At 60.5% G+C, this 24,959-nt stretch carries 20 protein-coding genes and 1 tRNA gene; 11 read left to right on the forward strand and 10 right to left on the reverse strand.

Annotation, left to right across the window (positions count from 1 at the left end):
• Nucleotides 1–3: 3 nt before the first annotated feature.
• Complete coding sequence (locus AC1DWQ_RS01660; protein WP_477668082.1) at nucleotides 4–681, forward strand: retropepsin-like aspartic protease family protein; 678 nt, start codon at nucleotides 4–6, stop codon at nucleotides 679–681.
• A 26-nt stretch (nucleotides 682–707) separates the two neighbouring features.
• On the opposite strand, the gene plsY is transcribed toward AC1DWQ_RS01660, so the two are convergent.
• From plsY to AC1DWQ_RS01675, 3 genes are all read right to left on the reverse strand, one after another.
• Nucleotides 708–1,346: a glycerol-3-phosphate 1-O-acyltransferase PlsY gene (plsY, locus tag AC1DWQ_RS01665; protein ID WP_457280957.1), complete on the reverse strand. Its 639-nt coding sequence runs from the start codon at nucleotides 1,344–1,346 to the stop codon at nucleotides 708–710.
• Nucleotides 1,347–1,670: 324 nt separating this feature from the next.
• The gene (locus tag AC1DWQ_RS01670) at nucleotides 1,671–2,165 is read right to left on the reverse strand and encodes an aminoacyl-tRNA deacylase (RefSeq protein ID WP_477668083.1); all 495 of its coding nucleotides are present in this window, start codon (nucleotides 2,163–2,165) and stop codon (nucleotides 1,671–1,673) included.
• Between the two features lie 103 nt (nucleotides 2,166–2,268).
• Complete coding sequence (locus AC1DWQ_RS01675; RefSeq protein WP_477668084.1) at nucleotides 2,269–3,330, reverse strand: aldo/keto reductase; 1,062 nt, start codon at nucleotides 3,328–3,330, stop codon at nucleotides 2,269–2,271.
• A gap of 272 nt (nucleotides 3,331–3,602) precedes the next feature.
• Between AC1DWQ_RS01675 and AC1DWQ_RS01680 the strand changes: the two genes are divergently transcribed.
• Entirely contained in the window at nucleotides 3,603–4,268 is a 666-nt protein-coding gene (locus tag AC1DWQ_RS01680; RefSeq protein ID WP_477668085.1) for a YiaD family glycine zipper/OmpA-like lipoprotein, read from the forward strand.
• A gap of 149 nt (nucleotides 4,269–4,417) precedes the next feature.
• On the opposite strand, the gene AC1DWQ_RS01685 is transcribed toward AC1DWQ_RS01680, so the two are convergent.
• Entirely contained in the window at nucleotides 4,418–6,328 is a 1,911-nt protein-coding gene (locus AC1DWQ_RS01685) for an acetate--CoA ligase (RefSeq protein WP_477668086.1), read from the reverse strand.
• Between the two features lie 8 nt (nucleotides 6,329–6,336).
• Here AC1DWQ_RS01685 and AC1DWQ_RS01690 point away from each other — a divergent pair, with 8 nt between their 5' ends.
• From AC1DWQ_RS01690 to AC1DWQ_RS01715, 6 genes are all read left to right on the forward strand, one after another.
• Nucleotides 6,337–7,272, forward strand: a complete 936-nt coding sequence (locus AC1DWQ_RS01690) for an alpha/beta fold hydrolase (RefSeq protein ID WP_477668087.1) — start codon at nucleotides 6,337–6,339, stop codon at nucleotides 7,270–7,272.
• A 74-nt stretch (nucleotides 7,273–7,346) separates the two neighbouring features.
• A protein-coding gene (gene prfB, locus AC1DWQ_RS01695) for a peptide chain release factor 2 (protein ID WP_477668088.1) occupies nucleotides 7,347–8,451 on the forward strand; the annotation gives its coding sequence in 2 pieces (ribosomal slippage) (nucleotides 7,347–7,427 and nucleotides 7,429–8,451; 1,104 coding nt in all).
• A gap of 68 nt (nucleotides 8,452–8,519) precedes the next feature.
• Nucleotides 8,520–11,243 (forward strand): aminopeptidase N, encoded by a 2,724-nt coding sequence (pepN, locus tag AC1DWQ_RS01700; protein WP_477668089.1) that lies wholly within the window; start codon nucleotides 8,520–8,522, stop codon nucleotides 11,241–11,243.
• An 18-nt stretch (nucleotides 11,244–11,261) separates the two neighbouring features.
• The gene (locus AC1DWQ_RS01705; protein ID WP_477668090.1) at nucleotides 11,262–12,119 is read left to right on the forward strand and encodes a tetratricopeptide repeat protein; all 858 of its coding nucleotides are present in this window, start codon (nucleotides 11,262–11,264) and stop codon (nucleotides 12,117–12,119) included.
• 60 nt (nucleotides 12,120–12,179) lie between these two features.
• Nucleotides 12,180–13,187: a class 1 fructose-bisphosphatase gene (locus AC1DWQ_RS01710; protein ID WP_477668091.1), complete on the forward strand. Its 1,008-nt coding sequence runs from the start codon at nucleotides 12,180–12,182 to the stop codon at nucleotides 13,185–13,187.
• A gap of 23 nt (nucleotides 13,188–13,210) precedes the next feature.
• A tRNA-Thr gene (locus AC1DWQ_RS01715) sits at nucleotides 13,211–13,286 on the forward strand.
• Between the two features lie 173 nt (nucleotides 13,287–13,459).
• Here AC1DWQ_RS01715 and AC1DWQ_RS01720 read toward each other — a convergent pair.
• A complete protein-coding gene (locus tag AC1DWQ_RS01720) occupies nucleotides 13,460–14,299 on the reverse strand; it encodes a lysozyme inhibitor LprI family protein (protein WP_477668092.1) in 840 nt (279 codons plus the stop codon).
• 403 nt (nucleotides 14,300–14,702) lie between these two features.
• Between AC1DWQ_RS01720 and AC1DWQ_RS01725 the strand changes: the two genes are divergently transcribed.
• Complete coding sequence (locus AC1DWQ_RS01725) at nucleotides 14,703–16,793, forward strand: O-linked N-acetylglucosamine transferase, SPINDLY family protein (protein WP_477668093.1); 2,091 nt, start codon at nucleotides 14,703–14,705, stop codon at nucleotides 16,791–16,793.
• A gap of 89 nt (nucleotides 16,794–16,882) precedes the next feature.
• Nucleotides 16,883–17,896, forward strand: a complete 1,014-nt coding sequence (locus tag AC1DWQ_RS01730; RefSeq protein ID WP_477668094.1) for an amino acid ABC transporter substrate-binding protein — start codon at nucleotides 16,883–16,885, stop codon at nucleotides 17,894–17,896.
• A 41-nt stretch (nucleotides 17,897–17,937) separates the two neighbouring features.
• On the opposite strand, the gene AC1DWQ_RS01735 is transcribed toward AC1DWQ_RS01730, so the two are convergent.
• Together AC1DWQ_RS01735 and AC1DWQ_RS01740 are read right to left on the reverse strand one after the other, a co-directional pair.
• The gene (locus AC1DWQ_RS01735; protein ID WP_477668095.1) at nucleotides 17,938–18,780 is read right to left on the reverse strand and encodes a DUF2726 domain-containing protein; all 843 of its coding nucleotides are present in this window, start codon (nucleotides 18,778–18,780) and stop codon (nucleotides 17,938–17,940) included.
• Nucleotides 18,781–18,953: 173 nt separating this feature from the next.
• Nucleotides 18,954–20,291 (reverse strand): hemolysin family protein, encoded by a 1,338-nt coding sequence (locus AC1DWQ_RS01740; protein ID WP_477668096.1) that lies wholly within the window; start codon nucleotides 20,289–20,291, stop codon nucleotides 18,954–18,956.
• Between the two features lie 23 nt (nucleotides 20,292–20,314).
• Here AC1DWQ_RS01740 and AC1DWQ_RS01745 point away from each other — a divergent pair, with 23 nt between their 5' ends.
• Nucleotides 20,315–21,181 carry a symmetrical bis(5'-nucleosyl)-tetraphosphatase gene (locus tag AC1DWQ_RS01745; RefSeq protein WP_477668097.1) on the forward strand — a complete coding sequence of 289 codons (867 nt, stop codon included), beginning with the start codon at nucleotides 20,315–20,317 and terminating at the stop codon, nucleotides 21,179–21,181.
• Here the strand turns inward: AC1DWQ_RS01745 and AC1DWQ_RS01750 are convergent.
• The 3 genes from AC1DWQ_RS01750 to ypfJ all read right to left on the reverse strand — a co-directional run bounded on the left by AC1DWQ_RS01750 (nucleotide 21,178) and on the right by ypfJ (nucleotide 24,932).
• Nucleotides 21,178–22,098, reverse strand: a complete 921-nt coding sequence (locus tag AC1DWQ_RS01750; RefSeq protein WP_477668098.1) for a YihY/virulence factor BrkB family protein — start codon at nucleotides 22,096–22,098, stop codon at nucleotides 21,178–21,180. The genes AC1DWQ_RS01745 and AC1DWQ_RS01750 overlap by 4 nt on opposite strands.
• Before the next feature lie 168 nt (nucleotides 22,099–22,266).
• Nucleotides 22,267–23,712 (reverse strand): DEAD/DEAH box helicase, encoded by a 1,446-nt coding sequence (locus tag AC1DWQ_RS01755; RefSeq protein WP_477668099.1) that lies wholly within the window; start codon nucleotides 23,710–23,712, stop codon nucleotides 22,267–22,269.
• Nucleotides 23,713–24,056: 344 nt separating this feature from the next.
• Complete coding sequence (ypfJ, locus tag AC1DWQ_RS01760; protein ID WP_477668100.1) at nucleotides 24,057–24,932, reverse strand: KPN_02809 family neutral zinc metallopeptidase; 876 nt, start codon at nucleotides 24,930–24,932, stop codon at nucleotides 24,057–24,059.
• Nucleotides 24,933–24,959: the final 27 nt, after the last annotated feature.

Here is a 24,959-nt window from a genome sequence, read left to right on the forward strand (position 1 = left end):
GCCATGAACCTTCTGCCTGCCCTCACCCAAGCAGCATTTTTGCTGTCCGCGTCTTTGCTGCTGCACGGCGCCGCACAGGCGCAGAGCGAAGGCCAATCCGTGGCGCTGGCCGGCATGATGGGCACCAAGGCCCTGCTGGTGGTCAACGGCGGTTCACCCAAGAGCGTCGCGCCCGGTGAAACACACCAGGGCGTAAAGATTATTTCCACCACCAGCGATCAGGCTGTCATCGAGCAGTCCGGCAAGCGGCACACACTGCGGGTGGGCGATGCGCCGGTGAACTCGGGCGGTAGCACTGCCTCAGCCGGTCGGGGCACGCGCATCACCATCACTGAAAGCGGCGGCGGTCATTTCATGACGGCCGGGCAGATCAACGGAAAGGCCGTGCAGTTCATGGTTGACACCGGTGCGACCAGCATTGCCATGAGCGCGTCGGATGCGGAGCGCTCTGGCATTAACTACAAAGACGGGCAGCCTGTGCGCATGTCCACAGCCAACGGCACCACGCAAGGCTACCGGGTCAAGCTCAACTCGGTACGTGTGGGTGACGTGGAGGTCTTTGACGTGGATGCCGTCGTCATACCGCAACCGATGCCTTTTCTGCTGCTGGGCAACAGTTTTTTATCGCGTTTTCAGATGAAGCGCGACAACAACCTCATGACGCTGGACAAGCGTTATTAGCCCTTCGCGGTGCGTTGCCGGCCGGGCTATTTGGTGGCCTGTTTTGAACCACCCAGCTTCGACTCGGTTCCCTTGATCAGCTTGTTGATGTTCTCGCGGTGGCGATAGATCAGGAGCGCACTGACAACGACCATCATGGCCAGCAGGTTCTTGTCGACATACCAGGCGGCCCGGTCGCCAAACAGGTAATACAGCGGCGAAAAAACGGCCGCCACCAGTGATGCCAGTGAGGAATAGCGCGAAAAGAAGGCGACGATCACCCAGGTTGCCAGCGTGGCAACACCCAACACCCAGCTGACGCCCAGCAACACGCCCGCCGCCGTCGCGACACCCTTGCCGCCCTTGAACTGAAAAAACACCGGATAGAGGTGCCCCAGGAAAGCCGCCAGCCCGACGGCAGCCATTGTTCCTTCGCCGAGGCCATAGTCACCGCCAAACCACTTGACAAGCACCACAGGCACCCAACCCTTGAGGCCGTCCAGCAGCAGCGTGATGGCCGCCGCGGCCTTGCTGCCGGAACGCAGCACGTTGGTGGCGCCGGGGTTCTTGCTGCCGTAGCTGCGGGGGTCGCTCAAACCCATCACCCGGCTGACGATGACGGCAAACGACAGCGAGCCGATCAGGTAGGCCAGCAAAGTCGCGCCGGCAGAATACACGTAGTCCAAATTCATCTCCCTTGTTATGTGGTGGCCACCGGCATTTCAGCCGTGGCCCGCTGCGTTGTCGATGCTGAGAACCTGTTCAATGTCTTTTTGGAGTCGCACAAGTACCTTTTCGGGATGGGATGCAAGGCGCGGTGTGCAGCCCATAGCCCAGCTATGGGCAAGCGCCGCAACGCCGCAGATCGCCCGAAAAGGCACTTGCCCGAAGGGTTGGCGTGAAATCGGGCGATTGGACGCCCCGGCAGCTTGCATAGGCTCCAGCCTATGCGGCGCATCCGAAGCATCCACTCATCCCGATTGCACGCCAATGCGATCTCCAAAAAGGCATTAAACAGGTTCCAATGCACAGTTGACTGATTTTGCACCCAGCAAGGTGACACAAACCTGCGGGTCAATACCAATCAGGTAGCCGCGCCGCCCGCCGTTGATGGCGATTTTGGGCAGGGCCAGGATGCTTTCCTCGATATACACAGGCATCGCCTTGCGCGTGCCGAAAGGCGATGTGCCACCGACCAGGTAGCCGCTGTGGCGGTTGGCGACTTCAGGCTTGCACGGTTCGACCGACTTGGCGCCGATCTGCCGCGCCAGGTTTTTGGTGGAAACCTTGCGGTTGCCATGCATCAGCACCAGCAAGGGTTTGGCGTCCTGGTCCTGCATGACCAGTGTCTTGACGACAGTAAAGGGATCAAAGCCCAGCACCTCGGCGCTATGCTGAGCGCCGCCGTGCTCAAGATATTCGTAAGGGTGCTCAGTGAAGCCGACCTTGTTGGCCTTGAGCAGAGCGGTAGCCGGCGTCTCACTGACGTGGCCCTTCTTGCTCACTGCGGTACCTCTGTTCGCAGGCCAGCGCGGAACCGGCTTTGCCGGGCCGCAGATGGCGCCCCCTGGGGGGAGGCGCCGAAGGCGCTTCGGGGGAGAGTCATTTCTAGAGCGCGGGGTCCCGCAGCTCCCATCGGATTTTGTCAATTTCGGCAAGCACTTCAGCGGACAACTTGGTGCCCCAGGCATCCAAATCTTCATCCAACTGCGCAACCGAGGTCACGCCGATGATGGTGCTGGCCACATGCCACTTGGTGTAGCAGAACGCCAGCGCCAGCTGGGTCGGGGTCAGCTTGTTGTCACGCGCCAGCGCGTTGTAGCGCCGGGCGGCGGCCAGTGCCTCGGGGCGGCCCCAACGCTGTTTGCGCACCGACTCGAATTTGGCAATGCGCGCATCCTTGGGTGCGGCCGGGCCTTCAGTGCCGGACTGGTCGTATTTGCCTGTGAGCAACCCGAAGCCCAGGGGCGAATAGGCCAGCAGCGAGACACCCAGGCGGTGCATGGTTTCGTCCAGGCCGTTTTCCACCGTACGGTTGACGAGGCAATAAGGGTTCTGCACGGTGGCCACACGCGGCAGGCCATGCTGCTCGGCCAGGCGCACAAACTCGTGCACGCCATACGGGGTTTCGTTGGAAAGCCCGATAAAACGCACCTTCCCGGCTTTCACCAAAGCACCGAGTGCCTCGAGCTGCTCATGGATCGGCGTGGCCGAGCGCTCTTGCGCAGGGTTGTAATACAGCGCGCCAAACGCCGGCACGTGGCGTTCGGGCCAGTGAATCTGGTAGAGGTCGATCACGTCGGTCTTCAGCCGCTTCAGGCTGGCATCGCACGAAGCCAGAATGTCTTGGGCCGTCATGCCGCTACCTTCACGCACCCAGGGCATGCCGCGCGAAGGTCCGGCTACCTTGGTAGCAAGCACCAGCTTGTTGCGTGCCGAAGGATTTTTGGCGAACCAGTTGCCGATGATGGTTTCGGTCGAACCACAGGTCTCGGCGCGCGCCGGCACTGAATACATTTCGGCGGTGTCGAGAAAGTTGACGCCGCGCTCCAGCGAGCGGTCCAGGATGGCATGGGACGTGGGCTCATCCACCTGCTCACCGAATGTCATGGTGCCCAGGCAAATGGGGGTCACGTGAAGGTCGCTGGAGCCGAGTTGAACTTTATTCATGGAGGAGCCACATGTGAGATGGAAGAGGCCGTACGACAGCAAAAACGCTGTGACGGAATTCACGAAATTGACAAAACGGCTAGTTTAAGGTCTCCGCAAACGGCGTGCAGGCTCGCCTATATCGCGCCCTTGTCTTACAACTGCTCACTTTTTGCATGCCTAGTATTCACACACCCGCGCTTTAATGCGCTGCTGATTGAAGTGAGACCGACAACCGCTCTCCTTCACTCCCATACCTAGATTACCTACATTAACTTTCCGAGGAGCATTTCATGAACAAACTGACCATCACATCCATTACCTGTGCGGCGCTGGCCGCGCTGGCCATCTCCGGCTGCGCCAACATGAGCGAAACACAGCAGGGCACCGCCAAGGGCGCCGGTATTGGCGCCGTAGCAGGCGCGGTGCTGGGCGCAGCGACCGGCGGATCCAAAGGCGCAGCCACCGGTGCTGTTCTGGGCGGTGCTGTGGGTGCCGGCGGTGGTTATATCTGGTCCAAGAAAATGCAGGACCAGAAAGCTGCGATGGAAAAGGCGACTGTTGGTACCGGCGTAGCCGTCAGCCAGACCACCGACAACCGCCTGAAGCTCGACATCCCCAGCGACGTTTCTTTTGACGTGGGCCGTTCCGCCATCAAGCCGAACTTCGCACCTATCCTGAACCAGTTCGCCACCAGCCTGAACCAGAACCCGGTGACGACAGTGACCATCATCGGCCACACCGACAACACCGGCTCTGACGCCATCAACAACCCGCTGTCCATTGACCGTGCCGATTCGGCCCGCGACTATCTGGTCAGCCGCGGCGTGGCACGCACCCGCATCGTGACGGACGGCCGCGGTTCGCGTGAGCCGGTGGCCGACAACAACACGCAGCAAGGCCGCGACAAGAACCGCCGCGTTGAAATCTACGTGGCCGAACAAGTCGCAGCTAGGTAACTGAACACCCCTGCCGGCGCTCACTTCGTGTAGCGCCACCTCCCCTTGCAGGGGACAGGCGCCTTGGGACTGGCAAAGCCAGATCCCGGCCCCTGCTGGCAGCGCAACAAAAAGCACCCTCGGGTGCTTTTTTCATGGGTGCTTCTTTGTCAGCCTGCTGAGTTTTTGAAGCGCTCTTCCTCTTGCAACCGCAGCACGCGCCTTTGCACCTTACCCGTCGTGGTCATGGGCAACGCCTCTATGAACTCAATCTCCTTGGGGTACTCATACGGTGCCAGCATGGTCTTGACGTGGGCTTGCAGCTGCAGCGTTAGTTCATCATCAAATCGGGCTGTACCGCCCAAGTGGCTTGCGCGAGCAGCTATCAAATCAGGAGCGAGCACCACATAGGCTTTCACGACTGCACCGCGCTCGCGGTCGGGTTTTGGCACCACGGCGGCGTTGGCGACAGCTGCGTGCTTGACCAGGCAGTTCTCGATCTCACCGGGGCCGATGCGGTAGCCGGCGGCCTTGAAGACGTCGTCGGCACGGCCTTCGTACCAGAGGTAGCCATCGGCATCGCGCCTTGCCAGGTCGCCTGTGCGGCACCAGTCGCCGGTGAACTTGCCGCGGGTGGCCTCGTCTTTCTTCCAGTACCCGAGAAAGAAAATCGGATCGGGGTCGCCGTGGATGTCGTAGCGGTTGACCGACACATCGCCCGGCACGCCCACCGCGCATTCATTGCCTTCGTCATCAATCACCGCCACGCGGTGGCCCGGGTAGCCTTTGCCCATGCTGCCCGGCCGCGCAGGCCAACCTGCAAACGCCCCCACGCTTTTCACTTCGTGTAATGCGCTGCCCCCCGAGGGGGCTGAGCTTGCTTGGGGCGGCCCGGCGCTGCGCTCGCCATGAACCCTGTTCATGCTGCAGTTGCCCACCACGTAATTGATTTCAGTCTGGCCAAACATCTCGTTGACGATCACACCGAGCTGATCCTTGCAGTACGCAAACACCGCATCGCCCACGGCTTCGCCGGCACTCATCATGGCCTGCAGTTTCAGCTTGAAATGCTGCGCGGGCCTGGGGTAGGCCTTCATCATGGCCTTGAGCGCCGTCGGGAACAAAAAGGTGTGTGTGACGCCCTGTTCCGCCATCAGGCTGAAGGCCAGCTCGGGGCTGAAGCGGCCGTTGAAGGCAACGATGGGCCGGCCGAAGTAAAGGCTGGGCAGCAAGGCGTCCATTAGGCCGCCTGTCCACGCCCAGTCTGCCGGGGACCAGAAAACAGCGTCCGACTTTTTATTGGTTTTGCCGTCAAAGCCAAACCAGTTCTGGCTGCAGATGAAGCCAGGCAGGTTGCCAATCAAGGCGCGATGCGGCAGCAGCGCACCCTTGGGCGGGCCGGTGGTCCCGCTGGTGTAGATCAGGATCGCGCCTTCGTCGGCCTTGGTCTTGACGGCGGTGAAGGCGCTCCTATGTGTCGCTAACGCGGTTTCGTAGTCCACGTCACCCTTGCCCTGCGCCGTACCTGCTGCCACCACCGTGCGCAATGCCGGGCAGTTGCCACGGATGGCATTCAGGCTGTCAATCGAACTTTCATCGCAAATGGCCAGCACGGCATCGCTGTCCTGCAGCCGGTATTCGAGCGCGTCAGGGCCGAACAGCATGGACAGCGGCATGGCGACCGCCCCCATCTGGAAGACCGCCATGTAAGCCACAGCGGTTTCAAAACGTTGCGGCATCACGATGGCAACGCGGTCGCCGCGCTGTACACCGAGGCCGGTCAGCACATGGCTCAGCGCATCGGCGGCATCCTGCAATTCTGCATAGGTATAAAAAATGGCTGCAGCGCCCGGCTGGTGAGCGCGAACAGCTATTCTTTTAGTAGCACCCGCCGTTGCACCTTCACCCCTGGCCCAGCGGCTGCAACACACTTCGGCGATGTTGAAGTGCTCGTCAACCTGCCAGCGGAAGCCGGCGTGCAGCGCTGCGTACAGGTCAACCGGTCCACTTTCCGGGGAATTCCTGCCGCCACCGGTCTTGTCGCTGCCTTGACTGCGTTTCGATTCGTGTCTCTTTATCATGGGAACCAATGTACAAAGAAAAACGATCATCACGCAGCGAGTTTGTCCCTATACGTGGCTTGAGTTACCACGTGTGGCTCTGGGAAAGCGCAGCAGGCGCGAACCCCGCATTGCCGCCGCTGGTTCTGGTGCATGGCTGGATGGACGTGGCGGCCTCTTACCAGTTCATGGTGGACGCACTGTCGGAGGCCTTCGTCAGCGGCCGGACCATCATCGCGCCCGACTGGCGCGGTTTCGGGTTGACCGGCTCCGGCCCCGCAGGCAGCCCTGCTGACAATTATTGGTTTCCCGATTACCTGGCGGACCTGGACTTTCTGCTCGACCACTACGCGGGTGACAAACCCGTTGATCTGGTAGGCCACAGCATGGGCGGCAATGTCGCCATGCTGTACGCGGGCGTACGGCCGGCGCGCATCCGCAGGCTGGTCAATCTGGAAGGCTTTGGCCTGCCGTCCACCCAGGCCGGGCAAGCCCCCGGCCGCTATGCCCAATGGATGAACGAACTCAAAAGCCTGCATAGGGGTGAGCTGGAACTCAAAGCCTATGCCGACGTGGCCGGTGTGGCGCGCCGCCTGATGAGAACCAACCCGCGCCTGTCCGCCGACAAGGCCGGCTGGCTGGCCAGCCATTGGTCCCGGCCAAATGCCGCAGGGAAATGGGAGATTCTGGGAGAAGCCGCCCACAAGATCACCAGCGCGCAGCTCTACCGCGTCGATGAAGCCCTCGAGGTCTACCGCTGCATCAGTGCTCCGGTGCTGGCCGTCGAAGCGTCCGACGACTCCCTGGCTCTGTGGTGGAAGGAAAAATACACCCTGACCGAGTACCACGAACGGCTCAAACAGGTGCGCGAAGCCCGTGTCGCCGTGATCCAGGATGCCGGCCACATGCTGCACCACGACCAACCGGAACAGCTGGCAACACTGATTGAGGGCTTTCTGAGCTGAAACGCGCCGCATCGTGAGAAAATGGGCGGTTCAGCCGCCAATGCGGCAATCACACATCTCAGGACAGAAAAATCATGGAAGCAGAACGCATCAACCTCATCGGCAACCAGCTCATCGACCTCAGCAACCGGGTCAACGAACTTCGGGGGTATCTTTGACTACCCTGCCAAAGAACGAAAACTGAACGAAGTCAACGCCGCACTGGAAGACCCGAAGGTCTGGGACAACCCCAAGCGCGCGCAAGAGCTCGGCAGGGAAAAGAAATCGCTGGAAGACGTGGTCCATGTGATCGACCGCCTGAGCTCCGAGCTGGCCGACAACACCGAACTCTTCGAGATGTCCAAGGCCGAAGGCGATGACGCCGGCATGCAGACGATTGAAGCAGAAGCCGCCAAGGTGGCTACGGAAGTCGAAAAGATGGAATTCCGCCGGATGTTCAACAACCCGGCCGACCCCCTGCCCTGCTTCCTGGACATCCAGGCCGGCGCCGGCGGCACCGAAGCCTGCGACTGGGCCAGCATGCTGCTGCGCCAGTACCTCAAGTACGCCGAGCGCAAGGGTTTCAAGACCACCGTCGAAGACGAATCCCCGGGCGACACGGCAGGTATCAAGGGTGCGACCATCAAGATCGAGGGCGAGTACGCTTTCGGCCTGCTGCGCACGGAAACCGGCGTGCACCGCCTGGTGCGCAAGTCGCCGTTTGACTCCTCCGGCGGGCGCCACACCTCGTTCGCTTCGGTGTTTGTCTACCCCGAGATCGATGACTCGATTGAAATCGAGATCAACCCGTCGGACGTGCGCACCGACACCTTCCGCGCCAGCGGCGCCGGCGGCCAGCACATCAACAAGACCGACTCGGCCGTGCGCCTGACGCACATCCCGACCGGCATTGTGGTGCAGTGCCAGGACGGCCGAAGCCAGCACAGCAACCGCGACGTCGCCTGGAAACGCCTGCGCTCGCGCCTGTATGACTTCGAATTGCGCAAGCAGCAGGAAGCCCAGCAAAAACTCGAAGACACAAAAACCGACGTGGGCTGGGGCCACCAGATCCGCAGCTATGTGCTGGACAACAGCCGCATCAAGGACCTGCGCACCAATGTGGAAGTCTCGGCCACGCAGAAAGTGCTGGACGGCGACCTGGACGTGTTTATTGAAGCCTCACTCAAACAAGGTGTGTGAGGGCGTGTGAGCGTGTGACTTTCGACGCGCTCCGGAAGTTGTGAAATTTTGATTTTCAGGAATTAACCATGCTGCATATGCTTGACGGAGCGAGCCCCGGCGCCGCGGTGGTCATCAACCGCGCCGACTACGTCGCGCCCGCCTACTGGATCGACACGGTCGATCTGTGCTTTGACCTGGACCCGCAGAAAACGCGCGTGCTCAACAAAATGAGCCTGCGCCGCAACCCGGACGTACCGGCACAAGCCCTGAAGCTGGACGGCGAAGAGCTCAATCTCTCCCGTGTTCTGGTCAACGGCCAGGGCACCTCATTCAAGATGGAAGGCAACCAGCTGGTGCTGGAAAACCTGCCAGAGGGCACCGAGCCCTTCGAGCTGGAAATCTTCACCACCACCTGCCCCGCCAAAAACACCAAGCTGATGGGCCTGTACGTCAGCAACAACTCCTTCTTCACGCAGTGTGAGGCTGAGGGTTTCAGGCGTATCACCTACTTCCTGGACCGCCCCGACGTGATGGCCAGCTACACCGTGACCCTGCGCGCCGACAAGGCGCAGTACCCGGTGCTGCTGTCCAACGGCAACCTGGTCAGCCAGGGCCCGCTGGAGCCCGGCCCCAACGGCGCGCGGCATTTCGCCAAGTGGGTAGACCCGCACAAAAAGCCGAGCTACCTCTTTGCCCTGGTAGCCGGCCAGCTGGTGGCCCGCGAGCAGCGCATCACCTCCCGCGCAGGCAAGGAACACGTGCTACAGGTCTATGTGCGCCCCGGTGACCTGGACAAAACCGAGCACGCCATGACTTCGCTGATGCATTCGGTCGCCTGGGACGAGGCCCGCTTCGGCCTGCCGCTGGACCTGGAACGCTTCATGATCGTCGCCACCAGCGACTTCAACATGGGTGCGATGGAAAACAAGGGCCTGAACATCTTCAACACCAAGTACGTGCTGGCCAACCAGGCCACCGCCACCGATGTTGATTTCTCCAACATCGAAAGCGTGGTCGGCCACGAGTACTTCCACAACTGGACCGGCAACCGCGTGACCTGCCGCGACTGGTTCCAGCTCAGCCTGAAGGAAGGCTTGACGGTCTTCCGCGACCAGGAGTTTTCACAAGACCTGTGCGGCGAAGCCTCGGCCCGCGCCGTCAAGCGCATTGAGGACGTGCGTGTGCTGCGCACCGCCCAGTTCCCCGAAGACGCCGGCCCCATGGCCCACCCGGTGCGGCCCGACAGCTACGTCGAGATCAGCAACTTCTACACCGTCACGATTTATGAAAAGGGCGCCGAAGTCGTGCGCATGATGCAGACGCTGGTGGGCCGCGATGGCTTTGCCCGCGGCATGACGCTTTACTTTGAACGGCACGACGGCCACGCCGTAACCTGCGACGACTTTGCGCAGGCGATTGCCGACGCCAACCCGATGTCGGACCTGGCGCGCCTGCTGCCGCAGTTCAAGCGCTGGTACAGCCAGGCCGGCACGCCGCGTGTGCACGCGCAGGGTGCTTATGACGCGGCGGCGCGCACCTACACCCTGACCTTGTCGCAAAGCTGCATGCCCACGGCAGGGCAAGCCGTGAAGGAGCCGTTTGTCATACCGGTCGGCCTGGGCCTGCTGGGCGCAGATGGCCAGGACTTGCCGCTGCAGCTGGCCGGTGAGAGCCAGGCACCTGCCCGCACCCGTACCGTAGTGCTGACGCAGGCCAGCGAAACGCTGACCTTCGTCAACATCGATGCCGAGCCGGTGCCCTCCATCCTGCGCGGCTTCACCGCCCCGGTGGTGCTGGAGTTTGACTACACCGACGCCCAGCTGCTGCACCTGCTGGCGCATGACAGCGACCCTTTCAACCGCTGGGAGGCCGGGCAACGCCTGGCCGTCAACCGCGCTATCAAATCCATAGCTGGTGGCGCAGACCCCGTAACGGCTGCAGTGCTCGATGATGCTTATCTTGATGCGATGCGCCAGGTGCTGCGCCACCCCGCGCTGGACTCGGCCTTCAAGGAACTGGTGCTGACGCTGCCGTCTGAGACCTACCTGGCCGAGCAGCTTGACGTGGTGGACCCGCAGCGCATTCATGCAGTGCGCGAAGCCATGCGCCTGCAGCTGGCCACGGCACTGGCAGCCGACTGGCAAGCCGTGTACGAGGCCAACCACGACACCGGCGCCTACACGCCAGACCCGGCCTCCTCGGGCCGCCGCGCGCTCGCGGGTATGGCGCTCACGCACCTGTGCCTGGCAGCGCAGGCTTCTGGCGATACCCTCTGGCCGGGCAAGACCCTGCAGCGCTTCAAGGACGCCGGCAACATGACCGACCGCTTCAACGCGCTGGCGGCCCTGGTCTCCAGCGGCCACGCACTGGCGGCCGAGGCGTTGCCGCTATTCCACGCCATGTTCAAGGACGAAGCCCTGGTCATCGACAAATGGTTTGGCCTGCAGGCCGGCGCGCCGGATCGCGGCGGCAACATCCTGCCGGCGGTCAAACAACTCATGAAGCATTCCGACTTCAGCCTGCGCAACCCCAATCGCGCGCGCAGCGTGGTCAGCACCTACTGCCAGGGCAACCCGGCCGCCTTCCACCGCGCGGACGCCGCGGGTTATGTGTTCTGGAGCGACCGCGTGATGGAGCTCGACGCCATCAACCCGCAGGTGGCAGCCCGCCTGGCGCGCGCGCTGGACCGCTGGAGCAAGCTGGCCGAGCCCTACCGCAGCGCGGCGCGTGAGGCGATTGCACGCGTAGCGGCCAAGACTGATTTGAGCAAAGACACACACGAAGTCGTCTCTCGCGCACTGGCTGACTGAACGCGGACGGCACCCGCCATGGCATTCTTCACATTCAACACCCCCGCACAGCGGTTTGCGAAGAAGTTCAACCCGCTGCGCGACACGGTGTACGACGCCAGCGGCATGTTCAGCGGTTCACGCATGTCAGCCGACCTGGCCGCACTGGAGCCCCTGGCCGAGGCCCTGGGCGCCGACTCCGCCGAGCTGGCTGACTTGCTGTGGTTGCAGTTCGTGGTGTTCCGCAAACGCCAGCTGGATGCCGAGGGCCTGCCCCTGGGCCTGCGCGCCCTGGCCATCCGCGCTGCCAAAGGCAGCCTCACGCCCACCGAGCGCTACGAACAGCATTACGCCATCGGCGAGTCGGCCCTGGAAGCCGAGGAGTACAACACCGCCGTCGAGCACCTTCAGCAGTCGGTCCACTGGGCCGCGCACGAAGGCGCCATCCTGAACACCGACCAGAAGCTGGGTATTCGCGAAGAGACAGGCTACGCCCTGCACGAGGCCGGCCGCTTCGCCGAGGCACTGGCGCACAACCAGCAACTGCTGGCCGATGCACAAAGCGCCTTCGGCTCCGGAACGGACAAGCGCCTCTCTGGCCTCATCAACAACCTGGCGCAAAATGCCTACGAGTTGGGCGAACATGCCCAAGCGCAGGCCTGGCTGCAACAGCGCCTGGCGCTGGGCCAGGCCTTGCAGGACACCGATATCTTGCTGGACACCTTGTTCCAGCTCGGCGTGCTCGCGCACGAAACGGACCAGCCCACCGAAGCGCGTGCCCTCTTCCAGCAACGTGTGGACATTGCCCGCGCGAAGGACGACGAGGACCTGCTGGACGACGCCCTGGCCACGCTCGCCGAATTTGAAGAACGCGAACAGCAAGGCGAGCCCGGCTAAGCGCCCCGCCCAGCCATACGCTGCCCAAACGAACTATCCCTCAATCGAACGGAGCCCCCTATGTCCCAAAAAATCTCCCTGACCCGCTACCTGATCGAGCAGCAGCGCATCGACGGTCACATTCCCTCGCAGCTTCGCCTGCTGCTGGAAGTGGTCGCCCGCGCCTGCAAGAGCATCAGCCAGGCCGTCAACAAGGGTGCACTCGGCAGCGGCATGGGCAGCGCCGAAAGCGAGAACGTGCAGGGTGAGATCCAGAAGAAGCTGGACATCATTGCCAACGAAGTGCTGATTGAGGCCAATGAATGGGGCGGCCACCTGGCCGGCATGGCCAGCGAGGAAATGGAAGGCATTTACGTGGTGCCGAATCGCTACCCCCAAGGTGAATATCTGCTGCTGTTCGACCCGCTCGACGGCTCCAGCAACATCGACATCAACGTCAGCATTGGCACCATCTTCAGCGTGCTGAAAATGCCCGAGGGCGACCGCGCTGTGGATGAAGGCGACTTCCTTCAGGCCGGCCACAAACAGGTGGCGGCGGGTTACTGCATCTACGGCCCGCAGACCACGCTGGTGCTGACGGTGGGCGACGGCGTCGCCATGTTCACGCTGGACCGTGAGCAAGGCTCCTTTGTGCTGATCGAGGAAAACGTGCAGATCCCTGAAGACACCAAAGAGTTCGCCATCAACATGAGCAACATGCGCCACTGGGACGCCCCGGTCAAGCGCTACGTGGACGAGTTGCTGGCCGGCAAGGACGGTCCGCGCGGCAAGGACTTCAACATGCGCTGGATCGCCGCCATGGTGGCCGACGTGCACCGCATCCTGTGCCGCGGCGGCATCTTCCTCTACCCCTGGGACAAACGCGAGCCCGAAAAGGCCGGAAAACTGCGCCTGATGTACGAAGCCAACCCCATGAGCTGGCTCATCGAGCAGGCCGGCGGCGCCGCCACCAACGGCAAACAACGCATCCTGGACTTGCAACCCACCAAGCTGCACGAGCGCGTCAGCGTCATACTCGGCTCCAAAAATGAGGTCGAACGGGTGACCTCCTATCACTCCGGGCTATAATTGAAGGCTGTATTTCATAAAAAGCCGGTGTAGCTCAGTCGGTAGAGCAGCTCATTCGTAATGAGAAGGTCGGGTGTTCGATTCATCTCTCCGGCACCAATTCAGGCGGAAATAGCGATAGTGGTCACTTACCGGTGATCGCTGAGGTCACTTCTGGTGACAGTCGATTTTCCGCATTAAAAATGCCTCCTTTGTGGAGGCTTTTTCTTTTCGGTAGGCAAGCATTTACCGCCGACTCAACCCAAACCTTGTTGATTTCTGCTGCCCTCTCATCAGCAAGACACAAAACCTGTTCTCGCAGCAGCTCTCGCAGCGGTACACACTACAGTGAGGGTTCCAAAATCGTAAAACGCTGAATGACCGATGTCACCGCTGGGCTCAGGAACGCCTATGGGAACAAAGAAGGTTGCTCTATATTCGTTTACCAAACCAGAAGGGTAAGTGAACTTGTCAAGCACCACATAGGCACGCGATAAGTCCGTTTCGGCTACAGAAAGAGCATCTTCTGTCACTGGCACTAGGAGGTTTTTCCTGGTGTAGTTTTTGTCAATGTATGCATCCCGAAATTTTCTTACATCTTCTGCCGTTGCTTTACGAATAATTCCATCTCGAATGGCTTTATCAAGAGCAGGTTGGGGGTCGGGCTCCGCAGACTTGGTGTCTTGTAGCTCGAAGCAAGTTCCTTCCTTGCACTTCAAGATTTCAGCAAGCTCTTTCTCGCGCCTATCCGTCATCTCTTGCCAACACATGGCGATCGCTACACGGCGGAAGCTTCCTCCTTCCCAGTCCCCCGTGGAGAACATGCAATCCGAGTCGCGGAACTCAAGCCATGCCTTCTGCGATTTGCGCAGAGCATTTTTCAAGTCGGTACTCACCAAGCGTCGCATCAATAGCCGATAGGTATCGTTCAGAGCGACGTCCTTCGTGTAGTAGCCATACCAAGTGCAAAGAGCCATGTCTCCAGTGCCATCGCAGCCTTTTGAGATTTCTTCACGAATCTCTTTTTCTGTATAGCCTTTTTGCCCCTGTGCCATAGCTCGGATAGCTCTGTCGTTGCCCAAAGAATAGGTCGTTGTGAGCAAGAGAAGTGCGAGAACTGCAGTGAACTTCATGGTGAGAACTAACGTTGGATTAAATCGATGTCCTGTGTGACTCTATTGTCCGGGGTTTCAGGCATATACAAGGGATGTGATTAGCACCATTTTTGGATCTCCCCCCGTGGGTGTCGAATTTCCGCACTGAGCTGCCCTTAAAAATTGACAGCTTAAAGGCTCCTGTTAGATATATGAAAGCATCTCTTCGGAACCAATTGAAAGTCCGACTCGACTACAGCGCCCCTAAGTTGCACACCCGTCTTTTTCAATAGTGAGGTAAGGACGCCCTCGTCTGGCAATTGCGTGAACGTCCAAAAAAGGGGGTTAGCCCCAGCCTTGGCCCCAGCCTTGGCCTCAGTCGCGCCTGTTTGCGCGTGAAGGGCATGCGAAGATATAACCTCCCGGAAACCAAAAAATCAAAATGCTGGAGCAGCTTCTTTCCAACTACATCGGCAATGCCGGCGCCGCCAACGCTCGCGGTGAATACGCCGCCGCCGCTGAGTGGTGCCAACGTAGTCTTCAACTCGCCCCTGACCTGCCTGAAGCCTGGTATCACCTGGGAACCGCATTCGGTGGGATGGGCAGAAAACCTGAGGCGGTAGACGCCCTTGAAAAGGCCCGGGTTCGGACACTCAATTCTGCGGACGCACAAAACAGCATCGGCCTGCAGCTGACCGAATTGGGGGCATACCTTAAGGCGGAGCAATGTCTGAATCAGGCGCTGGCATTGGCGCCGGACTATGCTTTTGCCCACTCCAACCTGGGCAAACTCCGGAGCAAACAGAAACGGCTGGACGATGCCGAAACGGCTTTCAGGAAGGCAATTGCACTGAGTCCGGATCTGGCTCCCGCTTATGTCAATCTTGGTGGCGTATTGAGTGACCAGAAAAATTACGAGGCCGCCGAAGCCGCCTGCCGCAAGGCAACCGAGCTGGCGCCGGATTCAGCCGAGGCCTGGCTCAACCTGGGGATCGCGTTGAACGGACTGAAGCAGCATGAGGCAGCCGAATCCTCTTACGCGAAAGCGATGGCGCTTGCACCGCATTGGCCCGACGTGTGGATCAACCGGGGAGTCGCTCTCGATGAGATGAAACGGCATGACGCGGCTGCCGACTGTTACAAGCGGAGCATGGAGCTGGATGCAAACGTCGAATTCGTGTTTGGTTCGCTGTTGCACGCAAAAATGAAGGTTTGCGACTGGCATTCACTTGCCTCCGATCTGCCAAAGATTTTCCAGGAAATCGAGCGTGGGAGGAATGTGGCAATACCGTTCGAAATCCTGGGACTCACTACGGATTTGGCGTTGCAGGCGCAAGCGGCCGCTATATGGGTCAAAGACAGATGCCCAAACTCAGCCACCGTCAGCCCCATCCCCAAACGCCAGCGACACGAAAAAATTCGGATCGGGTATTTTTCCGCTGACTTTCACAACCATGCAACCATGCATTTGATGGCTGAGTTGTTTGAGAGACATGACCGGTCCAGGTTCGAGCTATACGCCTTCTCGTTTGGGCCCGACAAGAAAGACACGATGAGGGACAGGGTTTCGGCGATTTTTGACAAGTTTTTTGATGTACGCCTTCAATCCGACAAAGCCGTCGTACAACTTTCAAGAGATCTGGAGGTAGACATTGCCATCGATCTGAATGGCTACACGCTAGGAAGCCGGCCAGGAATTTTTAATCTCAGAGCTGCGCCTGTTCAGGTGAACTATCTCGCCTATCCGGGAACGATGAGCGCCGATTTCATGGACTATCTCATTGCAGACAAAACGGTCGTTCCAGAAGCCAGTCAACAGCAGTACACCGAAAAGATCGTCTACCTTCCCAATAGCTACCAACCAAACGACAGCAAGCGCTTAATTTCCGACAAGGTATTGAGCCGCAGAGAAGCTGGCTTGCCTGAGACAGGTTTTGTCTTCTGCTGCTTCAACAACAGTTTCAAAATTACACCCGAAGTTTTTGGTTGCTGGATGCGGATATTGAAGGCTGTGGAAGGAAGCGTCCTCTGGCTTCTTCAGGACAACCCAAAAGCAGCCATCAACTTGTCTGAAGAAGCATTGCGAAGAGGCATTGCCTCGGAGCGGCTGATTTTTGCGCAGCGGGTGCCCCCCGCCGACCACCTTGCAAGGCATCGCCTGGCCGACCTGTTTTTGGATACGCTGCCTTACAACGCGCACACAACGGCCAATGATGCACTGTTGACGGGGCTGCCCATATTGACGTGCATGGGTGAATCTTTCGCCAGCCGGGTGGCCGCAAGCCTGCTGAATACGGTTGACTTGACCGAGCTGGTTACCTCGAACGTGACGGACTATGAGGCCTCTGCGATTGAGTTGGCGACCGTCCCCCGGCGCCTGGCACAGATCAAGGAAAAGCTGGCTCGAAACAGGCTGGCAACACCGCTGTTTGATACGCCCTTGTTCGTCAGTCACATCGAGGCGGCTTACACGGCAATGTATGAGCGCTATCAAAGCGATCTGCCGCCTGCATGCATTTACGTTCAACAATAGTTCTGCAGCGGTCATTGCCGAACTGAAGGTATCCTGAAAATCAACGGCTGGTGCGATCCTGGGCTTTTTTCATTCATAGCCGCCGATGATTGCAACACAATGAGTACCTTGGTCGTACCGGGAAAGTCATCCCCCCGCATTGTTTGCGTGCCTGGGCCTTTTACATAAGAATCAAACCCAGCAACAGGGGGATTCGTATGGGGATAATTCCGCTTCGTCCTTTTCGACAACGGCTGTTTCCGGCCGTCCTGGCTATAGCGGCGATTGCCGTACCGCAGTGGGCTCAAGCGCAGGCCACACTGGAGAAAATCAAGAGCCGTGGGCAGATCAATGTCGGCTACCGCGCAAACTCCGCGCCTTTCTCGTTTCACCAGACTGCAGAAAAGCCGCTGGGTTATAGCATCGAATTCTGCAAACCCATCATCGAACGGCTCCGCCAGGCTGTCGGCAAGCCGAACCTGCCGGTACGGTATATCGAAACGTATGTGGACGCCCGCACACGCTTGCTGTCTGAAGGCAGTGTCGATTTGCTGTGCGAGAACGTGACCGACACACCGGAGCGCCGGACGCGGATGGATTTCTCGACACCGATTTTTATCGAAGCTGTCCAGGTGGCGGTGCGGACCAAAGACAAACTCAGCGCACTCGACCAACTGCAAGGCAAAAGCATTGTGGGCATTGCCGGCACCACCGTGGTTCCCGCGCTGGATCTTTACGCGCAGCAGCATTCATTGAAGTGGCAACACGCCAAAGCAGTCAACGCGGATGCCGCCCTCGGACAGTTGCAACTGGGCTGGGCGGCAGGGTACGCCCGCGACGGTGTTGCGCTCGCCGCGCAATTGGCGAGCCTGCCCAATGCAGGCGATTACCTGATCCTGCCCGAACGCCTGTCCGTAGAACCTATTGCCATCGCCTACCGCAAGGGGGATGCAGTCATGGGTGACCTGGTGAACGCCTCTATCAAGGAATCCATGCGCAGCGGCGCAGCGCAGGGCTGGTATGAACAATGGTTTTTAAAACCCATGAAACCGGGCGGCAAACCGCTGACAACCGTGATGCCGGCGGAAACGAAGGCATTGTTTGACACCGCGAAAGCAAATTGAGTAGAGCCTGAAGGCCGCAACACCGCTACGGCTTTAAACGTTCAGGCGTTGGTGCCGTTCGGCGTATCCGGCTCTTCCGGTGTGATGAAAGAGTCTTCCCACTGCACAGCAAAATTGTGGTCGGCATTGTCATGAACAATGCCTGAACCGGTACTGAGCGGGTCGAAATTGGTGAACCGTATCCTGCGGTTGCGTTCCAGCTTGGCTTGCAGGCTGCTTCGGGCTGCCGCGATGTCCATGCTGGCGACTTTTGGCGCGTCCTCCAGGAGGGTTCCGTTGGCTGCACGCATGGTATCGGGCACGGTGGCCATGGCATCGGCGTCGGCATCCACCTCAACTGGCAAGGCCAAGGGAGGCTCGCCCAGCACGGCGGGTTCGTCGTCCGACAGGTCGATTTCTCCGAGGAACGCCGCGCGAACATCTTCCAGGGAGGGAAGGTTGCTCGCACGCACGACGGCGTAGGCAATCCCGCATTCTTCAAACAGCTTGCGCTTGAGGTCGCGGTTACTGGCCTTGAGCCCACGGGGACCGGGAACATCCAGGCAACCAATGACGGTTCCATCCGCGGCGCATACAGTGAAAGTGCAGTAAACGGTTTTCAGCAATTCAAAGGAACGCTGCCCTTCGGCTTCGGTTCGCGGCGAGACAAAGCGGATGACAGGGACTTTGATCAGGACATGGTGGTCAAAAAAGGCCCGCTGAAGCCAATGCCACACGTCCTGTTCGGCCTCCAGTAGCAGTGGCCTTGGCTGCAGGTGCCAATGCGCGGGAAGGCGCCGTTTTTTGCGCGCGGAACGCGCCAGCCAGCCATGGTGGCAGGCTGCTCCCGTCGCCATTGCAGACACCGCCGTCGCAGTGAGCGCCAACACAAAAACATCAAACATGAGTGCCTTAACTTTTTTTCAGTTTAAACACAGCCCCGTTAAGTTACAACTATTTACGTATGAAGGTGTTGTGAACGCGACTCATATTGAATCCAATCTACCTAAAAGCGGCCTTTTTTCACATATATGTTCCGCCAATACAACCCAAGTGGTCTACTGGTAGAAACAGATATTTACATATTGGGATCGACCGGGATGGGGCTGGCCAGGATCTTGTCGATCCGCTTGCCATCAAGGTCAAGAACTTCGAAGCGCCAGCCCGCGCATTCCACCCGCTCGGCGGTTTTCAGCAACCGCCCCGAAACGCTTTGAAGCAGGCCAGCCACCGTGTTGTAACGCCCCCGGCCTTCCTCTGGCAGTTCCCTGATATCCAGACGGGCCTTGAGTTCGGAGACAGGCATGACACCGTCAATGAGCCAGCTGCCGTCCTCCCTTTCGGTCGCCCACGCGTCCATCTGCGCGCCGGGCTGCAATTCACCGGTGATGGCTTCCAGCATGTCCATGGGCGTCATGAGACCCTGCACAACCCCGTATTCATCGACCACAAACACAATGCGGGTGGAGCGGGCCCGGAACTGCTCCAGCAATTCCATGCCCGTGAGCGTTTCCGGCACGAAGACCGCCGGCACTGCATAAGCGCCGATACGGTCGGTCACTGAAGGCACTGCGCCTGCGCCCTGGGTTGATGGCACAGGCTGGATCTGGCCGCGCAGCGCGAGCAACTTGGCCACATTGACCACGCCCACCACGTCATCGAGGCTGCCGCGGCACACGGGATACCAGGAGTGGCCGGTGGCGCCGGCCTTGTCGATGGCTTGGGCAATGGTGTCGGAAGCATCGAGCCACTCGATGTCGGAACGCGGCAGCATCAGTGAAGTGAGCAGGCGGTCATCCAGCAAAAACACGTTTTGCACCATCTGGTGTTCATGTTCCTCAATCAGGCCGGCGTCCACGCCCTCCTCCAGGCTGGCTGCGATTTCTTCTTCAGTGACGGCCCGGCCGGCGCTGTTGTCGATACGCAGCAGCTTGAGTACCGCCTGCGTGCTGATGGACAGCAGCCTGACGAAGGGCTTGAAGCCCGTCGCCACCCACATCATGGGCCTTGAAACCAGGCGTGCGACGGTTTCCGGGTAGAGCTGCCCGATGCGTTTGGGCACCAGCTCGCCAAAGACGATGGTGATGAAGGTGATGACTGTCACTACCAGCGCGGTGGCAGTAATCTCGGACGCGCGCGGCCGCACGCCGAAGGTCTGGATCCACGCTGCCAGGCCGCTGCTGAAAGCCGCCTCGCCAATAATGCCGTTGAGCATGCCGATGGAGGTGATGCCGACCTGCACCGACGAAAGGAACTGCGTGGGATTGTCCAGCAGTCCCAGCGCTGCCAGCGCCCCCTTGTCGCCGGATTCGCCCATGGCCGAGAGCCGGGCTTTGCGGCTCGAAGCCAGTGCCATCTCCGACATGGCAAACACACCGTTGAGCAAGGTCAGAAAAGCAATCAGGAAAAAGTCCATGGGGCCTGGCGCAAAATAAACACATGTCACTTTACTGTATCGGCGACCTGCAGGGTTGCCACGCACCTTTTCAGCGATTGCTGGACAGGATCGATTTCTCCCCCAGCCGCGACACTCTCTACATCCTTGGCGACCTGGTCAACCGCGGCCCCGGCTCCCTTCAGGTGCTGCGCAGCCTCTCGGCATTGGGCGACGCTGCGCAATGCCTGCTCGGCAACCACGACCTGCACCTGCTGGCTGTGTGGCAAGGCGTGCGCAAGCCGGGCCGCAGCGACACCGTACAGGACATCCTCGAGGCCAAGGACAGCCACGCGCTGCTCGACTGGCTGCGCCACCGCGCCATGGCCATCCATCGCTACGGGTGGCTGATGGTGCATGCGGGCGTGCTGCCGCAATGGACTGCGGCGCAAACCGTGGCGCTGGGCTCAGAGGTGGAGCAGGTGCTGCGCGGCAGCCATCTCAAGGACTTTCTGCAGGCCATGTACGGCAACACGCCTGATCACTGGAGCGACAGCCTGCAGGGCGCCGACAGGCTGCGGGTCATCGTGAACGCGCTCACGCGCCTGCGTTTTTGCACACCCGAAGGCGTGATGGACTTCAGCAGTACCGACGGCCCCGGCAGCGCGCCAGAAGGCCACCTGCCCTGGTTTGATGTTCCCGGCCGGGCCACAGCAGATACGCCGGTGGCGTTTGGCCACTGGTCTACGCTGGCCAGCAGCAAGAACAGCACACCCACCCTGCGCAACAACACCTTGCCACTCGACACCGGCTGCGTGTGGGGCGGCTGCCTGACGGCGGCCAGATTGGGGGCGGCGCCCGGCGAGTTTGAACTGGTCAGTGTGCAATGCGAAGAAGCGCAAAAACCTGGCAAGGCCGGCAAGTCGGCTTAAACCGGTTGCCGCGCGGCACTTGCCTCATCCGCCCAGGCCCGGGCCATGCTTGCAGCCAGCAACAGCACAGCCGACGAAAAGTAAATCCACATCAGGATCACCACCAGTGAGCCCGCCGCGCCATAGGCCGACACAATCGCAGCGGTCGAAAGATAAAAAGCCATCAGGTGCTTGCCGACCGCAAACAGGATGGCCCCCGCGGCGGACCCCATCACCAGATAGCGTAAAGCGGGCTTGGGGCCCACGCTCATTTTCATGAGCGCCACAAAGAGCACCACGCAAAAGCAGAAAGACACGACCTCATTGAGGACCCAGGCGATCTTCTCAATCGGCAAATAACTGCCCGCCCAGCCTGAGAGAAGACTCAGAAAAGTCGAGATCGCCAGCGAAACCAGCAAGAGAAAACCGAAGGCCAGGATGTAGGCCACACCCCGCAACCGCAAAGAAGCGCTGTGCCACCATTTCTGCTGCGGGAGCTCGCCACTGCCTTGCCGCCACAAGCGCTCAAACGCATCCTGCAGTTCGGCAAAAACGCCGGTCGCACCCGACAACAGCAGCGCAAAAGCAAACAGCGAAGCCGTGATGCCCTCTGAAGGAGCCTGGGCACTTGAAAGTGCCTGCTGTACCACCTGTGCGCCCTGCGCGCCGATAACGCTGCGGATTTGATCCACCAGACTGGTTTCGATATACCGGCGGTCCAGCCACCAGCCAAGCACTGCCACCATCAGCACCAGCAACGGCGCCAGGCTGAGGATGCCGTAGAACGACATGGCCGCGCTCATGCGCATGCCGCCTGCATCAATCCAGTGGCCGATGGCCTGCCACAGGGGCCGGTAAAGAGGCCTGAAAATCTTCTGAAGGGAAGAAAGCGCGAAGGCCGGCGAGGCCTGAACATGCGGATCGGGTTTCTCCATCATCCCGGAAGCTTAGGAAACCCGCAGCAAAGACCCAACCGGACAGCAGCTCCCCGCACCGTAGGCGTGAACCGACGGGAATATGGAAACTGGTAGAGAAAATCGGGTAGAGGCGCTGCTCAGCGCCCCGCAATGAACCGGTGCTGGACCGGCTCACCCTGGCCGGTTGTCTTAACCGGCTGTCTTGAACAGCGCTGCGACTTTTTTCTTCGGCTTGATATTGGCCGACACACTGCTGCGCGCGGGGGCAGCTTTGGCGGCGGCTTCCCAGGCGGGCGTGGCATCGGGCGCAGCGGTTGGTTCGTAGGGCTGGTCAAAAAACGGGTCACGCGGCGCCGCCGGCTGGCGATGCGGCGTGTATTCGCGCCGCTCCCGCGGCTGGCGCGCTTCACGCGCATGGCCGCCCTCTTCACCTTCACGGTACATGCGGCGGCCGTCATTGATACGGCCCTGCTCGCTGATACGGGGCTGGTCTTCCTCGAACTCGATGGGCTCCAGTTCGATCTTGGTCTTGATCAGTTTTTCAATATCAGCCACCAGGCGCTGGTCGCTGCTGGCAACAAAACTCACTGCCAGGCCCGATGCGCCAGCCCGGCCGGTACGGCCGATGCGGTGCACGTAATCTTCGGCATTGAAGGGAACATCGAAGTTGAACACTGCGGGCACATCCTTGATGTCCAGGCCGCGCGCCGCCACGTCGGTACACACCAGCAGGTCGACTTCGCCCTTCTTGAAGGCTTCCAGCGCTTTCAGGCGCTCGTCCTGGCTCTTGTCGCCGTGCAGCGCCGTGGTCTTGAGGCCTTCACGTTCCAGGGAACGCGCCAGCCGTGCGCAACCGAGTTTGCTGTTGACGAACACAAAAGCCTGCTTCATGCCGCGCTGTTTCAGGATCTGGTGCAGGGCGCGGCGTTTGTCGTCGGCGCCCACGCTGTAGAAATGCTGCTCGACGGTGGAAGCTGTAGCGTTGGAACGGGCGACCTCGATCGTGACCGGATCCTGCAAATAGCTGGAAGCCAGGCGCTTGATTTCAGGCGAAAAAGTCGCCGAGAACAGCAAGGTGATGCGCTGCTTGGGCAGGTAGCTCAGGATGCGCTGCAGATCGGGCAAAAAGCCGATGTCCAGCATACGGTCGGCTTCGTCGAGCACCACGTATTCGACCTGATTGAGTACGGCGTTCTTGGCTTCAATGTGGTCAAGCAGCCGGCCCGGCGTGGCCACCAGCACTTCAACGCCTTTTTTGAGCTCGGCCGTCTGCGGCTTCATGTCCATGCCGCCAAACACCACGGTGCTGCGCAGATTGGTGTATTTGGCGTACAGCTCGACTTGCTGGGCCACCTGCACGGCGAGTTCGCGCGTGGGCAGCAGCACCAGCGCACGCACCGGGTGGCGGGCTGGCGACGTCGAGGCGTTCTCGTGCTTCATCATGCGCTGCAGCAGGGGCAACGCGAAAGCCGCAGTCTTGCCGGTGCCGGTTTGCGCGGCGCCCATGACGTCTTTACCCTGCAGGACGACCGGGATGGCCTGTTCCTGGATGGGGGTCATGGTTTCGTAGCCCATTTCGGCTACGGCGCGGGCCAGCGGTTCTGCCAGCGAAAGATTGGAAAAAGAGGATGTCATAAAAGGCTCGGCGGTACTCTGCGGGTTGTCTTGCGAAGGGCGCGCGGACCGGCGCGCTGGCAGCCAACGGCACCGCTGCACCATTGACAAGAAAGGGAGCGCGGCAGGCCGCCCGGCGTGGCACGGTCACCGACCGTGATGGGGCTGTTGCAGCGCTTCCTCAGCCTTCTATTGTCGCACTTTAGGCCCCGATGCCGGTTTTGCCGGCCCACTGCGCTTTCAGGGCCATTTGGGCCAGGGCAGCCACTGGGGCAACACCCCTTTATTGCTATCTATTTTATAGCTGTTTGCGCGCGTCAGTAAAGGGCTACAGCCCGATTTCACTCTTAATTGTTGGCTGCCGGCTAAATACTGCGGGCGCTAAAGGTGTCGCAGGCCTTCACGCTGCCGGTTTTCAGGCCCGTGTCGAACCAGCGCTGGCGCTGGGCGCTGGTGCCGTGGGTGAAGCTTTCGGGCACCACCGCGCCGCCGCCGGCCCGCTGCAGGGCGTCGTCGCCGATTTTGGCGGCGGCGTTCATGGCCTCCTCCACGTCGCCCTGCTCCAGTATCTGGCGCGCGTTCTGCGCGTTATGCGCCCACACACCGGCAAAACAGTCGGCCTGCAACTCCAGGCGAACGCTCAGGGCGTTGTATTCGGCTTTGCTGACGCGGCCACGCATCTGGTCCATCTTGCCGCTAATGCCCAGCAGATTCTGCACATGGTGGCCCACCTCATGCGCGATCACATACGCCTGGGCGAAGTCGCCGGGTGCTCCCAAACGGTTACGGAGGGTTTCGTAAAAGCCCAGGTCGATGTAGACCTTCTGGTCGCCCGGACAGTAAAACGGCCCCATGGCGGCCTGGCCCTGGCCGCAGGCAGTTTGCGTGGCGCCACGAAAGAGCACCAGCCGCGGCTTCTGGTAAGTGCCGCCGCCCTTGGCAAACACGTCGGTCCAGACATCTTCGGTGTCCGCCAGCACGGTCGAGACGAATTTCGCCATGCGGTCATCGGCCGGCGGCTTGGGGGCCGGGCCCTGCTGCACCTGTGCGGGGGATCCGCCGCCGCTGAGCAGGCTCAGGATGGTCATCGGGTTGATGCCGAAGATCCAGCCGCCCACCAGCGCAACCACGATGGTGCCGATGCCGACGCTGCGGCCCCCAAAGCCGAAGCCGCCTCCCCCGCCACCGCCGTCGCGCCGGTCTTCAACATTGTCGGATTCGCGATTGCCTTCCCACTTCATGGTGTCTCCCTGTCTGTCATCCGTGCA

This window comes from Polaromonas sp. P2_G11 (assembly GCF_056403595.1).

Excerpts from the sequence above, each read along its gene's own strand:
- AC1DWQ_RS01660 (WP_477668082.1), top strand. The coding sequence starts at position 4 with ATGAACCTTCTGCCTGCCCTCACCCAAGCAGCATTTTTGCTGTCCGCG.
- AC1DWQ_RS01675 (WP_477668084.1), bottom strand. The coding sequence starts at position 3,330 with ATGAATAAAGTTCAACTCGGCTCCAGCGACCTTCACGTGACCCCCATT.
- AC1DWQ_RS01680 (WP_477668085.1), top strand. The coding sequence starts at position 3,603 with ATGAACAAACTGACCATCACATCCATTACCTGTGCGGCGCTGGCCGCG.
- AC1DWQ_RS01685 (WP_477668086.1), bottom strand. The coding sequence starts at position 6,328 with ATGATAAAGAGACACGAATCGAAACGCAGTCAAGGCAGCGACAAGACC.
- AC1DWQ_RS01690 (WP_477668087.1), top strand. The coding sequence starts at position 6,337 with ATGTACAAAGAAAAACGATCATCACGCAGCGAGTTTGTCCCTATACGT.
- pepN (WP_477668089.1), top strand. The coding sequence starts at position 8,520 with ATGCTGCATATGCTTGACGGAGCGAGCCCCGGCGCCGCGGTGGTCATC.
- AC1DWQ_RS01705 (WP_477668090.1), top strand. The coding sequence starts at position 11,262 with ATGGCATTCTTCACATTCAACACCCCCGCACAGCGGTTTGCGAAGAAG.
- AC1DWQ_RS01710 (WP_477668091.1), top strand. The coding sequence starts at position 12,180 with ATGTCCCAAAAAATCTCCCTGACCCGCTACCTGATCGAGCAGCAGCGC.
- AC1DWQ_RS01720 (WP_477668092.1), bottom strand. The coding sequence starts at position 14,299 with ATGAAGTTCACTGCAGTTCTCGCACTTCTCTTGCTCACAACGACCTAT.
- AC1DWQ_RS01725 (WP_477668093.1), top strand. The coding sequence starts at position 14,703 with ATGCTGGAGCAGCTTCTTTCCAACTACATCGGCAATGCCGGCGCCGCC.
- AC1DWQ_RS01735 (WP_477668095.1), bottom strand. The coding sequence starts at position 18,780 with ATGTTTGATGTTTTTGTGTTGGCGCTCACTGCGACGGCGGTGTCTGCA.
- AC1DWQ_RS01740 (WP_477668096.1), bottom strand. The coding sequence starts at position 20,291 with ATGGACTTTTTCCTGATTGCTTTTCTGACCTTGCTCAACGGTGTGTTT.
- AC1DWQ_RS01745 (WP_477668097.1), top strand. The coding sequence starts at position 20,315 with ATGTCACTTTACTGTATCGGCGACCTGCAGGGTTGCCACGCACCTTTT.
- AC1DWQ_RS01750 (WP_477668098.1), bottom strand. The coding sequence starts at position 22,098 with ATGATGGAGAAACCCGATCCGCATGTTCAGGCCTCGCCGGCCTTCGCG.
- AC1DWQ_RS01755 (WP_477668099.1), bottom strand. The coding sequence starts at position 23,712 with ATGACATCCTCTTTTTCCAATCTTTCGCTGGCAGAACCGCTGGCCCGC.
- ypfJ (WP_477668100.1), bottom strand. The coding sequence starts at position 24,932 with ATGAAGTGGGAAGGCAATCGCGAATCCGACAATGTTGAAGACCGGCGC.